This window comes from Corallococcus silvisoli, from assembly GCF_009909145.1.
Classification (GTDB): Bacteria; Myxococcota; Myxococcia; order Myxococcales; family Myxococcaceae; genus Corallococcus; species Corallococcus silvisoli.
In genome coordinates this window covers 1-15,063 of the sequence record NZ_JAAAPJ010000002.1, presented here as the reverse complement: position 1 = coordinate 15,063, position 15,063 = coordinate 1, and the positions used below count along the sequence as shown (strand labels likewise).

General features: G+C 67.7%; 2 protein-coding genes and 2 pseudogenes. 3 read left to right on the top strand and 1 reads right to left on the bottom strand.

What is annotated here, in order from left to right; genetic code table 11:
• Positions 1 to 8: 8 nt before the first annotated feature.
• The 3 genes and pseudogenes from GTY96_RS05945 to GTY96_RS05935 form a co-directional block, all read left to right on the top strand.
• Positions 9 to 13,982 carry an RHS repeat-associated core domain-containing protein gene (locus GTY96_RS05945; RefSeq protein ID WP_161664156.1) on the top strand — a complete coding sequence of 4,658 codons (13,974 nt, stop codon included), beginning with the start codon at positions 9 to 11 and terminating at the stop codon, positions 13,980 to 13,982.
• 10 nt (positions 13,983 to 13,992) lie between these two features.
• Positions 13,993 to 14,457 (top strand): SUKH-3 domain-containing protein, encoded by a 465-nt coding sequence (locus GTY96_RS05940; RefSeq protein WP_161664155.1) that lies wholly within the window; start codon positions 13,993 to 13,995, stop codon positions 14,455 to 14,457.
• A gap of 121 nt (positions 14,458 to 14,578) precedes the next feature.
• Positions 14,579 to 14,868, top strand: a pseudogene (locus GTY96_RS05935) (transposase); the annotation flags it as partial.
• Here GTY96_RS05935 and GTY96_RS37500 read toward each other — a convergent pair.
• Positions 14,865 to 15,063: pseudogene (locus tag GTY96_RS37500) on the bottom strand (ISNCY family transposase); the annotation flags it as partial. The pseudogenes GTY96_RS05935 and GTY96_RS37500 sit on opposite strands and share 4 nt — an antisense overlap.

The window sequence follows — 15,063 nt, the reverse complement described above, 5'->3', positions numbered from 1 at the left end:
GCAGGGGGATGCGACGCGCGTGGCTTTGGGGAGCCCTGGCGCTGACGGTGGTGGCGGGTTGCAGCAAGAAGCAGGACGCACCGGTGGCGCCAGCGGCGCCTGTGTTCGTGTCCCGGGCGCCGCTCACTCCGGCGCTCGCCCAGGCGTGTTCGTCGGTGGAGCCGGTGTCGACGAATACGTCGTGGCGCGGCGGCACCCTGGTGGTCTCGGGCGGCACCCAGGGCAGCGCGCAGATTCCCGGCGCGGCGGGGGAGCAGGTCCTGCTCGTGGTCCAGAACGGCGACGGTCAGGGCCTGAATGGCGTGCAGACCGCGCAGGTCACCTTGGATGGCGAGGCGGTGCTGACGCTTGCTCCCGGCACGCCCCTCGCGGTGCGCCGGGTGGTGCTGGGCGCGCCCAGCCTCCTGACGGTGTCAGCCACTGGAAGCGGAGAGGTCCGGGCCTCGGTCGCGGCGCTGACCAACCTGCCGTGCGTCCTGTCGAATCTCGTGGCGCAGGTGGTCAGCGATCCCCTGAAGGAGGATTCCTTCGACTGGAAGAGCTCGGAGACGCTCGGCATCGTGATGGTGGACCTGGTGGGCGAGGACACCACGGCTCAGGTGCTGCTCAATGGCGTGGATCTGCTCGCGAATGTTCCCGTGGCCGAACGGCGGACGTTCGCCGCGGCCGTCCCGCTTCAGGCCAACAACACCCTGAGGCTGGAGGTGCAGGGAAGCAGCGGCGGCAGCGCCCGGGTGGCCGTGTTCGACGCGGACGCGATTCCCCCCTCCCTGATGCTGTACGAGCCAGAGCCGGGCGCGTATTTCACGTCATCGCCCGCCCACTTCTCCGGCCGGTTTGGCATCGATACGAAGGATGTCACGGTCAATGGACAGACCGCGGGGCTCGTGGGGCATGACGGCTTCCAGTTCGAGATGGCCCTCACCGAAGGCATCAACGCTGTCACCACCACCATCCATGACAGCTGTGGCAACACCCGCCGCGAGTGCCGGCCGGTCGTGCTGGACAGCGAGTCCCCGGTGCTCGAGATCAGCGGTGTCTCCGAGGGGCTTGTCACCAGGGGACCGGTGACCCCTGTCTTCAGCGCGACTGGAGGAGCGGCGCCTGTCGTCACCACCGCCATCTTGAATGGTCTGCCTCTCCAGAGCGGAGACCCGGTTTCGCTTCAGGACGACTACGACCTGCTTGTCAGGGCGGAGGATGCCCAGGGGCGCGTCGCGCTGAAGCGGATCCACTTCGCCATTCGCACCGAGCCCCCCACCGTGGTGGTCACGGGCGTCGCGGATCAGCAGATGTATCCCGGTCCGGTGACCATCACGGTGGAGGTCACCAGTCCCTATATCGAGGCGTTCATCGTCAGCCTGGACTCTGGCGAATTCAGCAACGGCATGGTGGTGACCGCCCTCGGTCCCCACACGCTGTACATCGTGGCCCGTGACGCCGCGTACAACTACAACGTCCAACTGATCCGCTTCACCATCAATCCACCTCCGGTGCTGACACTGGTGTCCCCCATCAACGGCACGGTGACGAATCAAACCTCCGTGGAGCTGGTCGTCCATGTGGCGGACGACGAGACCGTGGGGGATGTGAAGGTGGGGGAGACCTCCTTCGTCCATGGAGAGGATGGGAACTGGCGTACCACCGTGTCGCTGACGGAGGGCAGCAACGTCTTTCAGGTGGTGGCGTACGACAACCTGGGAAGCACGGGGACGCTCCCGGTGCAGCTCCACCGCGACACGTCTCCTCCGGTCCTGGCGGTGGATACCCCGTTGGACAACGCAGTCGTGAGCACCGCCGAGGTGACGGTCTCGGGGATGGTGGCGGACGCGACCCCCGTGACGCTGACGGTGGCTGGCATTCCGGTGACCCCCGACGCGCAGGGGGCCTTCTCCACGCAGGCCGCGCTCGCGGCGGGCGTCAACACGCTGACCCTCATCGCGACGGACGCCGCGGGCAACGTCACATCTCTTTCGCGCACGGTGACGCGCGCCATGGCACTGCCCACGCTCATCGTGACGGACCCGCCAGACGGCTACGTCTTCACGGAGAGCAGCGTCACGGTTCGCGGTGAAGCCTCTGTTCCCGACCCCACCGACACGCCGGTGGTGACGGTGGATGGGAGCCCGGTGGTCGTCCACGCCGACGGGACCTTCGCCCATGTCCTCGCGGTCGAGGTCGGAGCGCGGACCGTCGTCATCCGGGTGACGGACAGGGGTGGGGCGAGCGTTCAAAGGACGCTTCAGCTCCTCCGGATGCCCAGGGGCGGCGACGCGGGCGTGCCTCCCGGTCAGGATGCGGGCACGCAGCCCTCGCAGGATGGCGGGGCGCAGGGCCCGCAGGACGGTGGTTCCACGGGCGCTGACGCGGGGCCTCCGTTCGAACTGGATGCGGGCGCTCCGGAGCCGCAGCCCGCTCCGAGGCTGGTGGTCACGGCGCCCGACGAGGGCGCGGTGTTGGGGGGCTCCCGCTTCGCGGTGACGGGCCAGGTCGAGGGCGGTGAGCTGCCGCTCCAGGTGACGGTCAATGGCTTCGCCGCGACGGTGGCGGCGCGGTACTTCAGCGCCTCCGTCGGGCTTCTGGAAGGGCCCCAGACCTTGACGGTCGAGGTGACGGACGCGCGGGGGCGGGTGGCCTCGGCGGTGCGCGAGGTGTCCGTGGATCGAACGCGGCCCTGGCTCGACATCACAGCCCCTGCGACGAACCCCGCGACGGTGACGCAGAGCCCGTACCTGCTGAAGGGGACCGCGGGTGATGCGCACCTGTCACGTGTGACGGTGGCGGGCGTGCCCGTGACCCTGGTGGCTGGCAGCTTCGCGGTGCCGGTGCCGCTCCAGGTGGGGGCGAACACCATTGAAATCGTGGCGGAGGACCTCGCCGGAAACCGTCGCGTGCTCAACCAGGTGCTGAACATCGCCAGCGTGCCGCCGCAGGTGACCGTGCTCACACCAGCGGATGGGACCGAGGCGGACTCGGATCAGATCGACGTACGCGTCCAGGTGAGCGGTGGGACGGCGCCCGTGACGGTGGCCATCGGTTCGCTCCCGGCCACGCTCGTGTCTCCAGGGGTGTACGCGCTGAAGGTGGCGCTGGCCCTGGGCCCGAACACCATCGAAGTGGTGGCGACGGACGCCAACGGCATGTCCAGCCGGGCGAGCGTCGGGGTGCGCTACCGCGACGTGGAGCATGAGCCGCTGGCGGTGTCCGGCGTGGCTCCGGCGCCAGGGGCGACGGGAGTGGAGACGGACGCGCTCGTGAGCGTGTCCTTCAACAAGCCGGTGGACGCGGCCACCGTGGCCAGCCACTTCGAGGTGCGGGCGCGGGGCGAGAAGCTCCAGGGGGGCTACTCGGTGGCGCCCGGCGGGCAGACGGTGACGTTCGTCGCGCGCGAGGCACTCCCGGCTGGGGAGCGCATCTATGTCAGCGTCAAGGATGCGCAGGCGGCGACGGGGCCGGATCAGTCCACGGCGTTCGCCAGCGAGTTCACCGTCCGCCGTCCGTTGACGGTGGTGCGCGGCGTGGTGCTGGACGAACGCCAGTTCCCGCTGTCCGGCGTGCGCGTGGAGGTGGTGGGGCAGGCAGGCCAGTCGACGCGCACGGGGCCGGATGGCAACTGGGCGCTGATGGGCGTTCGCGGCGGTCAGCAGGTGGTGGTGCGCTACGAGGGAGGCGCCACTTCGGATGGCCGGTCGTTGCCCACGGTCCGTCGCCCGCTCTTCGTGTCGGCCGAGCAGGAGACGCAGGACCGGCCCCTGATGCTCTTCCCGGTGGAGGGCGCCTCGGCGCAGCCGGTGAACGGCGTGGTCGGAGGGGCGTTGACGTTCAACGGCGTGCATGGCGCGCTGCGCTTCGACGTGCCCGAGGGGGGCCTGACCTTCGCGGATGGCTCGGCGGAGGGCACCCTCACGGTGACGGAGCTGCCGCCCCATGGCCGTCCGGTCCCCATGGAGGACCGGGCATCGCTGGCGGCGCTGTGGCAGCTTGGGCCCGAGCGCGTGCAGTTCCTCAAGCCGGTGACGCTGACGCTCCCGCTCCCCGAGGACACGCAGCTGCCGGCCGGACGCATGGTGGTGCTCATCGCGTTCGATGAGCGGCGCCTGGCGCTCAAGCGCGTCGGCTTCGCCCACGTGAGCACGGACCGCAAGTCGGTGGTGTCGGACGGGCCCGTGGCTTCGTCCTCGTTCGAGTTCTTCGGCTACATGGAGATCACCCCCGCCCAGCAGCTGAAGGTGGAGGCCGCGCTGGCCCAGTCAGGCGGGGGAACGACGGGCGGCGGTGGGGCGACGGACGGCGGGCTGGGCCTGCGGACGTCCCCGCCGAAGCAGCGCTCGCTCTGGAGGGAAGTGGCCGGCTTGATCCTGACGCAGGCCCATGCCCAGGGGCTGCTGGGCCTCGTGCCGCTGGGGCTGAGCGCGATGGACTCCTTCCCTGGAGGGACGGCCCACGCGTGGGGCGTGGTGCGCGCGCCCGCGGAGGACGAGACGCGCCTGGAATTGACGGCGCCCGCGGAGGCTTCGCTCGGACAGACGGTGGAGGTGGACCTGCCGTACACGCAGGGCATCGGCTTCGTCGCGCGGTATGACGCCAACGCGGCCCTCGCGGACCCGGGCGGCGAAATGGTCACCGCGAGCCTCTCGGGTGTTTCCCCGGACGGCACGCCACTCGCGCCGGGCTCGGGCGCGACGTGGACGGTCCAGCAGTCCAGTGAAGCGACGCTGGCCACGGTGGTGACATTGGCGCCCGGGACGACGACGCTCGTCCTGACGGGGGCCACGCGGTTCGACACGCGCGCCATCGAGCTGAAGGCGACGTTGACGCCGCTCCCTGTCGATGGCGGCGTGGGCATCCCCAAGCGCGCGACGTTGCTCCTGCGACGCTCGGAGGTGAGCTCCGAAGGTGAGGTGGATCCGCTGCACGGCGCGGCGCGCTTCCAGGGCGTGCGCGTGGACATCACCAGCGTGAACGACACCGCGGCGCAGACGGGCGAGGCGGGCAAGTACAGCACGCTCGTGCAGGTTCCCGCGCCCAACACGCAGAGCATCGCCTGCGCGGACATCCCGCTGGGGCCCCGGTTCGTGGCGCGGCTGGACGCGGAGGGCAACACGCGCTTCGACAGCGTGGGCGGTTCGTTCCCCGTCTGCTCGCCCATGTTCTGGCTGTACCCAGGGGGCGCGACGCGGGCGGACGTGCTGGTGGATGTGCGGCTGCTGCACGGCGGCATCACCTTCAAGCACAAGGACGGGCAGCGGATCCCGGCGGTGTGCGCGGGCGCGGCACCGACCCAGCGGGATCCTCAGACAGGCGAGGTGCTGCGCATCTCCGAGGCCGACGTCGCCACGACGGAGGTGCACTTCTTCCGTGAAGGGGACCTGGATCATCCGTTGGCGCGCTACGCGGTGACGCGTCCGTCGGTCCAGGCGTGTCCGGATCCGGCGAACCCGCCGGAAGTGCCACAGGGCCAGTACTCGCGGCTGCGGCTGGGGCCGACGAACTCCGTCTCGCGGGCGACGCGCATGCGGTGCGAGCAGTTGCTGGTGGAGGGCGCCAGGACGGCGGAGGAGCGCCTGTTCCAGAAGAACGAGTGCACTGACAGCAACAGCGGCTTCCTCCGGTTGTCGGAAGGAGACCGGCTGGTGGTGTTCGCCGTCAACCACGCCACGGGCTATTCAGGCATGGCGACGGTGACGGTGCCGGCCATCAACCGCAACGCCCGGGTGGACGGCAAGTGTCCGGCGGACGCGAACGGTCCCCTCCAGATTCAGGAGGGCTCGCAGACCTTCGCCATCTCCCACTGCACGCAGCAGGAGCTGGGCATCCCCGGGGATGTGGACCTGTACCCGCCGGAGATCGACGTGCGGGTGCAGCGGCGCGCACAGGACGACGGGGTGCCGCAGGCGGCGAAGAAGCACCTCATCCGCACGGGCGGCGCCGGGACGACGCGCGACGACTACGTGCAGGTGGTGACCCATTGGCGCGTCCGTCGGGAGCGTCGACTGGCGGCGGGCCCGGGAGCGGGCGCTCCGGATGGGGGCTCGGACGGGGGCACCTGCGTGCGCGGGCTCCAGGCGGACGGCGGCGCGTGCGCGCCGGGCCTGCTGACGGACGACGACGCGGACGCGGGCGTGCCGCTGGAGGTGTTCTGTTCGGAGCTGCCGGCGACCGCGTCGGCCCTCCAGTTGGCTTCGTGCCTCCAGGATGACCAGGAGCTGAGCGACGTGCCGCCGGGGGTGCCTCCGCTGGCCGGGCAGATCGTCCGGGTGACGGGCAGCGCGGTGGAGCAGCCCGCGGTGACGACCTTCCCGGTGGCGCCGGGGCAGCACTCGGTGCACGTGGAGGCGGCGCTCCGGAGGCTCAACGCGGATGGAAAGACGGAGACCGTCAACAGCCTGCTGAGCGCGAACTACTACCTGCACATCGTGGGCAGCCGGTTGCTGGAGCGCGACCAGAACGGCGACGGTTGGGTGAGCCCCTCCGAGGACGTGGCGAGACCGCCGCACTTCGAGGAGCCGAGCCCGCGGGGAACGAACCCGCCGGGGCTGCCGGCGCAGGCCCTGGTCCTGAAGAACGTCTTCAAGCGCTACGACACGAAGGGTGCGCTGTCCGAGCAGTACGACATGGCGCGCGAGCACGAGTTCCGCATCCTCGGGTTGAAGCCGACGAGCGTGGAAGCGAAGGGAGACGGTTCGTCGCGTGACCTGTCCCAGGTGGCGGAGCCGGCCGCGGCGGAGCGCGACCTGGCGTATGACTTCCTGGCCCACCTGATGGAGCCGGAGGACCCGGGTCGCGCGGGCACGCTGAGTGGCGACTACCGGGTGCGCCTGGGCAGTGACGCGTTCGGCATCGACTGTCCGTTGAAGGTGGACGCAGTGGCCCACACCCTCGTGGCCAACTGCGGGGGCGAGTACCTGGCGGAGGTGCTCAGCGCGAGCGACATCCTGTACCTGGAGCTGTACCTGAGCGGGAACGCGGAGAACGTCCTCTACCGCTTCAATCTCTTCGGGCTCGCGTCACGCAAGGACGTGCTGGCGGCGTCGACGGAGTACCTGGCGGAGGCGGCCGTGGAGCCGGACGCCGCGGATGGCACGGCGGCCATCGGCCGTCCGGTGGGCCGCCCGGCGATGAGCAACTTCTTCGTGGAGCCGGAGCAGTTCAGCGCGGGAGTGCTGAAGCTGTGCAGCACCCCTGGCTGTGAGCAGTCCATGGGCAACCTCCTCAAGGAGGCGCTGCTGTCACGCGCGGTGGACGGGTCGTTCAACGTGGATGAGACGGAGCGTGGCCGCGTACGCGAGCAGCTGCAGCTGTCGCCGCAGGCCTCGGCGTCGGGGGCGAGGCGCTTCCAACTGGCGCTGCCGTCCGACCTGGCGAGCATGCCGGGCAGTCCACTGGGTGCGCGGCCGGTGTACCTGGTGTTGGAGTCCGCGGCGAGCCTCGCTGCCGGCGAACGGACGGTAACGGCGCTGGGCAAGCCCGAGGGCTCCTACAACGCCGCGAACGCGCGGGCCGTGGGGCAGGCCTCGGTGTCTGGCGTGAGCGCGTCGGACGGGCACCTGTCGTTCTCCCACGAGGACTTCTCCGTGCCGTTCCTCAACGGGGCCTTTGGGTTCTCGCGCACGTACAACAACCAGGACAACGAGCTCGCACCGCTGGGCCTGGGCTGGCGTCACAACTTCGAGGGCTTCGTCCGCGAGGAGCGCTTTGGCCGGTACGTGGTGGTCGTCAACGGGCAGGCCTACGGCTTCCCAGGCTGCGTGACGCCACCGTCGTCGGAGCCCGCGTCGCGGGGCAACGCGAGCGCGTGCACGACGGACAACACGCACGGTTTCACGCTGACGGTGGATGCGCCGGTGGCGGCGTCCGAGGGCGACACCGTCGTCCTGACGACGCCTCGGGGCGAGCGCTTCGAGTTCAACCGGAGGGCCATGGGCCCCTGGGACGAGGGCAAGCGCCGCTGGCTGCTCACGCGCTTCGGTGATGCGCACAGGCGCGCCGACGGCAAGGGCTGGACGACGCTCGCATATCTGCCGTCGTCGGACCTGGTGTCGACGGCGACGCGGCGAGGAGAGTCGGGAGAGGTGCAGCTGGCCTTCGGCTACGAGCCGGTGGACGTGCAGGCGCCCGGCGTCTCTCCGCTGTTGCGGTTGATGGTGCGCAGCCAGGGCTTCCAGTGGCTGAAGACCGTGACGCTGGCTGGAGGCATGGGAGGCACCTACACGGCGACGTTCACGCGTGACGGGGTTGGCAACCTCACGCGGGCGGCGCGGCGGCCAGGGAGCCCGTTCCTCATCTACAGCTACGAATACGAGCCCGTGCCCCAGTCGCTGGGGGCGACGGCGCGGTGGGCGGCGCTCAACGAGCTGTCCGTGGCGCGGATCATCCATGGCGCCACGGAGGACGCGGTGGGGCCGGTGCAGTGGTCCGCCAGGTACCTGCGGCAGTCGCCGCGGGCGCCGCACCCGCATGTGTCGACGCGCGAGGTGGTGTCGGAGGTGGTGGAGACGGGGATGGCGGGCGGGAAGCTGACGATGGCGTACGGCACGGGTGGCAAGCGCTCCGTCACGCGGCCTGACAACGTACAGGTGGACTTGCAGCTCAACACGTCCAACAACGTGTCCACGAGTCAGACGCCCGCGGGGCAGACGAAGCAGCAGTGGCCCAGCGACACGAAGGGTCAGAAGGTGGTGGTGGACCGTTCGGAGTCGCCCACCGGGCGCGTGATGAACATGACGTCCGACGCGAGTCTGCAATTGACGGACGCCGTGTTGACGAAGGGGCCGGACAACAGCCTGCCGGTGGCGGGCCTGGGGCTGGACCGGAAGCTCGTGCACTTCGAGCTGGATGCACGCTTCGGCCTGCCGACGACGTCGACGGTGAAGGTGGGGCTGGGGTCGGCGAGCATCACGAGTCCCCGCAACGCGACGGGAGACTTGACGGAGCTGAAGCTGTCCAACGCCGAGGGCACGAAGGCGGTGTTCCAGGCGCCGGAGTACGACGCGGACGGTCTGCTCAAGCGCTTCACCGACGCGCAGGGCCGCACGGTGCGCAATGACGACTTCAACGGCCTGGGCCAGGCGCGTAAGACGGTGACGTCGCTGGAGGGGGCCACGGGGTTGGGCATCCTGTCGAGGATGGTGACGTACGACGCGTACGGCCGGGTGCTGCGCTCCGAGGAGTTGGAGACGGGCGTCTACGAAGCGTGGACGTACGACGGGCTGGGGCGGGTGCTGACGCTGGAGCGGTCCGGGACGCCACCGGAGCAGTGGACATACGCGTACGCGGAGACGCAGTCGCCGGAGGGCAAGCCGGTCCTGACGGTGACGGAGACGCTGGCGCAGGCGGATGCGGAGGCGGGCGGCACGACGTCCGCGCACCTGCGGACGATGACGTACGAGGACGGGCAGTTGATGAGTGAGTCCCTGCGTGTGGGGGACCCCGCGCGCATCGTGACGACCTCGTATGCGTATGAGAATGGTCAGCTGAAGAGCACGACGGATGCGAAGGGCGACGTGCGGGTCAACGTCCATGACAGCGCGGGCCGGTTGGTTCGTGTCACGGTCAATGGCGTCACGGAGATGCAGTACACGCTGGACGCGGAGGGGCATCCCACGGTCATCACGGATGCGCTGAAGCGAGAGACGAAGGTGGCCTACGACGAAGCGGGCCGAGCGGTGTCGTGGGATTGGGGGGACGGCGACACGGAGTCGGTGACGCTGGATGCGCAGGGCAACGTGGTGCGCCGGGTGCAGGGAGCCACGGGAAACCACGCGTTGGCGCTGACGCGACTGGATGCGATGGGGCGTCCGAGGAAGACAGACAGCGAGCGGGTGGACGGCGCGGTCCATGAGGAGCGCATCTACGACGCGGCAGGCCGGGTGACGCGGGTCGAGGACGCGGAGCTGGGGCTCGTGGAGCAGATGGAGTACTCGGACGTGCTGGGGCGGCTGACGCGCACGACGCGCACCGTGCAGACGTCGAATGGCCGCTCGCTGTCGCTGGTGGAGACGCGGACGTATGACGATCCCGCGCGGCTGGTGACGCTGACGCGCACCATCGACACGGGCAGCGGCCCGCGCACGGAGACGCAGACGCAGTTGATGGATACGGCGGGACGGGTGCTGGAGACGCGGCGCGACGTGGACGGCCACGCGGCGGTGGACACATACCGCTACACGGAGCGGGGAGACGTGTACCGGCACGTGTCTCCGACGGGGGCGGTGACGCTCAGCACCTACGACGCGGCGGGACAACTGCTGCGGGTGAAGGACCCGGAGAACTTCACCAAGACATACGTGCGGGACAACGTGGGCCGGGTGGAGAAGGAGCTCGGTCCTCACCCTGGCTACGAGAGCACGCAGACGTACGACGGGTTGGGGAGGCCGGCGGTGCGCACGGTGGCGGCCTATGGAACGACGCCGAAAATGGAGTGGACGTATGCCTATCTCCCGGACACCCACGAGACGATGGAGACGGCGGTCCTGGGAGCTGGCGGCTCCATCGTGACGACGCGGCGCCACAACGCGCGCGACCGCCTGGTGAAGGAAAGCGTGGTGGGCGGAACGGCCCGTCGGGATGTGACGGTGGCGTGGGAGGGGCCGTGGGAGAAGTCACGGGTGGTGACGGAGGGGACGGGGTGGACGGCGGGCACGACGTATGACTCGCGGGACGACCGTGGTCGGGTGTTGGAGCAGAAGGAGACGTGGGCGTCGGGGGGCGCGTCGTACCGGTATGAGACGACGACAGCGTGGGTGAAGCGCACCTCGACGACGACGAGCGTGGACACCGCGGGAGTCCAGAGCGACACGCGCAGTGCGCAGGCGGAAGTGGACTCGCTGGGCAACGTGGTGTGGCTGAAGCAGGGAGGGTATGCGGACGTCTGGGATTACGACGCCGCGGGCGTACTGGCGAAGCAGCAGAAGGCAGGGATGCCAGCGACGACGTACGCGTATGTGAATGGCCTTTTGAAGACGGAGTCCTACGGCGGCGAGACGACGCAGTACAGCTATGACGCCGCGGGGCGCGTGACGGACCAGACGCATCCGGATGGAAGACAGACGCACTATGAGTACAGTCCGCGAGGCCTGAAGTTGTTGGCGCGCTACGGGAAGGCCAGCGCGTGGGATGCGACGACTTATACGTACGACGCGAACGGGACGCTGGAGACGGTGACGTACGGGGCGGAGAGTCCCGGTGAGAGTCAGATGTGGACGTACTCGCGAGGGGCGCGAGGCGAGTTGCTGGGGGCGCAGCATCCCGCGGTGGGTGCCTTTGTATATGGTTATGACGGGCTGTTGCGGCTGACGGAGGTGAAGCCTCCGACGGGCAGTCCGACGCCAGCGCAGACCTTCTCCTATGACGCCCTGGGGCGTCAGGTGCAGCGGACGCGAGGGACGTCGACGTGGCTGACGACGTGGAGTGGGGGCGTGTCCACGCAGGTGGATGCGAACCACGACACGGTGGTGACGCTGGTGGACGGCCGTGGGCGTCCGTCGCGGGTGGCGTACCAGCCCGGGGCTGCGAGCGCGCCGAACACGGAGTTGACGGCGGTGGCGCTGTCATACACGGCGGCGGACCAGCCGTGGCGAGTGGAGGAGACGCGAGGAACGCAGACCCTGGCGAATGTCTACACGTATGACGCGCGGCGGTTGCTGACGCGACAGGCACGCGGCACGGATGCGGTGGATTACACGTACCGGCCCAGTGGGCAACGCCTGACTGTGACGTCTCCGGCGGGAGTGGTGACGTATGGGTATGACTCGCTGGAGCGGCTGAGTTCGACGATTGGCCCTGCGGGGACGACGGACTTCGAGTGGGAGGCCGGAGGCGGGAGGCTGCTGTCGGTGAAGGGCGGCGGCCTGGTGGAGCGCCGCTGCTACGAGGGGCGCGGTCGGCTGAAGGCGGTGCTCAATGCGAACGCGGATGCGGCTTGTGACACGCTGGCCACAGCGGCGGGGCTGAAGAGTCTCTTCGAGTACACGTACGACGCCCGGGGCAACCGGCTGACGGAAGACTACCGGGATGCTCCGGCGGGGACGCTGAAGCGGACGAAGTACGGGTATGACGGGGCGGACCGGCTGACGGGGGTGAAGTACGAGGATGGGCGGGCGGTGCTGTACCGGCTTGCGGTGGACGGGACGCGGCTGGAGGAGAAGGAGACCGCGGCCGGGTATCCGGGAGGGTTGACGCCGGAGGCATTCAGCACGGCGGTGGCGCAGCGGCACTGGCGCTATGGGCTGGATGCGAGGGGCGGACTGGAAGGGCTCTTCAACGAATTGGAGCCGAACCCGGCGCAGCAGCGGCTGGCCACATATGTGACGGACCTGGTGGGAAGGGTGAAGTCGGAGCAACGGGGCGGGGCGCGCAAGGACTATGGCTGGGACGCAGCGGGACGGCTGACGAAGGTGACGTTGGCGTCCGAAGTAGCGGGGGAGGGCGGCAGCGTCACGACGCAATACCAGTACGGCTGGGATGGGCTGCGGGTGGCACGGACGACGGGAGCGCAGACGTCGACGTACCAGTGGGCTGGAGGCGCGCTGGTGGAGGAGCGCTTGGCGGGGCAGCCTGCGCTGCTTTACACGCAGGGCGGAGGCATGACGGTGGCTGTGGGCGCCGAGCGCATTGCCCACGATGGATTGGGCAGTGCGGTGGGGCGCTACGCTGCGACAGGAGCGGGCACCCAGCACCGGTACGACGCCTGGGGTTCGTATCGCAATGAGACGGCCCCTACACCCTCTCAGGCGAGCCTTGGGTACACCGGACACGCCTGGGATTCGGAAGCAGGGCTCACATATGCCCAGCAGCGCTGGTTGGACACGAAGACAGGTCGTTTCCTGTCAAATGATCCTCTGGACGCGGCAGGATCGTTGACGATCCCCACAGAACTCAATCCGTGGCTCTATGGTCGTGGGAGTCCGCTTGTATTTTCGGATCCTGACGGGCGGTGCTCAAGGAAGTACGGAAATCGAAGCTGGAAGCTGTGTTTGGCTGAGTCTATGCAAGAGAAGGCTACAGCAGATTTGCTGGTAGCTCAGGACGACGCAGCCAAGAAAGTTGCGCTAGGAAACTACATAAGCGCTGCTCGGTATGAAGAAGAGGCGCTCAATGATGCTGATTTTCGGCGGAGTGTGGTGGATCCAGTTTTGTTGAATGTGTCTATCGGTGCAGTGGCCTCTCCTGCCATTGCTGCGAGTGCTGTTTTTTCTGAGGCGTTGCTTGTTTATGGTGTCTTTAGCGCATCGGTGAAGGCTACGGGGGTGGTGACTGGTGATAAGGTAGTGTTTGGTGTTTCAGGTGTTGATGTTTCGAGGTACGGCGAATGTCGTGGGGCATGGTGGGAGTGTGAGAGATTTTGGGATGGTGTGGGGGCGAGCTCTGAGCTTTTTGTCGCGGGCGCCGGAAGCGTCTTGGCCGCTCAAGATGCAGGTGGGCCGCTTGTCAGTCCACAGACACAGAAGGCGCTCAATGCGGTTGAGGACGCCTGGGGTAGTCTAGAACTAACTTCTCCGCGTGGTCATGTGAACCTTGCGCCATGGAAAAGGGGCGCGAAGGGAAGCGGAATCCGCAGCCCTAGGCCATCAAAAGCCCCCTTGGCGGCAAAAAATCATGCAAAGGCAGTTCGAGAGCGTGAGTTGGCGGCGGGTAATGACGAGGCCTCTGGGACGGCTGCTGCCTTGGAGCTTCGAGGAGGGGATGTCTATACTGGTATGAGCACGATGGGTCGGCCGCGTAAGATTAATGAGAGGGTCGAGGCATTGTATGATCGGGCGCCAAAGAAGAGTCCATATCATAAGAGGTGCGGTGAGGCTGATTGTCTGTCCAAGGTCTTCGATGCAGGGGAGGAGTCCAAGCTTCCTGGGTCTACAATAAGTACAGCCAGGATGCGTGGGCCAAATGCTGATGGCCTGGAGATGCATCTCGGGCCGCATGTGCCATGTTCTTCCTGTCAGTATGTCTTGGATTTTATTGGTATTAAGTATATTTCGGAATAAGGAGGATGAGATGGGTGTTTTGTCGAGTGTGGCTAGGTCGCGGCTTGTTGCTGCTGGTTGGGTGGAGGGACGTGATGTGGGCGATCAAGTGGCTCTTTGGAGGGAAATGTTGGAGGCGCAGGGGGGGTTTAAGATTTTCCCGGCTGCTGAAAGGGCGCTCCGGCAGTTTGGAGGCATTGTTGTTAGGCAGGACGGGGTTGGGCTGACATGTCATCGCCAGTCGTTTGTTGTTGATCCGATGGTGGCCGTTAGGAGTAGGAAGTTGTTTGGCAGGTATGAAGTTTTTCTTGGCGTGGGGCTTTATCCATTGGGTAGGGTTTTTGACGGCGAGGCGTATTTGGCGATTGCTGAGGATGAGCGTGTGTTTGCTGTTGGTGAGGGGGCTTGGTATTTTGGTTTGGGTGTGGTTGAGGCGATGGACGCTTTGCTTGTGGGGCGGATGCCGAAGCTGCTAGGGAGTCCTATTGGTCCTTGATGTTTGATGGTATTTGTTTGTGTGAATGTCGGGGCGGAAGCGGCGAAGCGCCATGTCCGAGGGCGAGTGAAGTTGCCCCGGTTTCGTGGAGTCCCACCCGCTGTGCGAAAAGGGTTCCACGATGCCGAAGTCACGCCCCCCATACCCGCCGGAGTTCCGTGAGCGGGTCGTCGAACTGCTGAAGGCCGGCAGGTCTGGCAAGAGTCTCGCAAGAGAGTTCGGCTGCACCGAGCAGAGCATCCGCGACTGGAAGAAGCAGTTGGAGGGGAGCGGCAGTGATGCCCCCAGCAACAAAGAGCAGACCAGCTCCGAGGGTGAGCAGTACCGCCTCGGATGAGCGCGCCGAGCTTGAGCGCCTGCGGCGCGAGGTGCGGGTGCTGCGCGAGGAGCGTGACATCCTAAAAAAACTACGCCAGCAAATATGGCCTGAGCTCCTCTTCGATGCCTCGGAGGTAGCCGTCCGGGTCGGCGCGAAAGCGTCGGCCCATGATGCGGGGGACGCGCCGGGCTTCGAGCTGAGCGCGTAATTGGTAACCGTCCGGCCAACGACGTGCCGGAAGGATTGAAGGCGGACTACGACCGTGCTCGGCGGGCGCCGCGATGCGC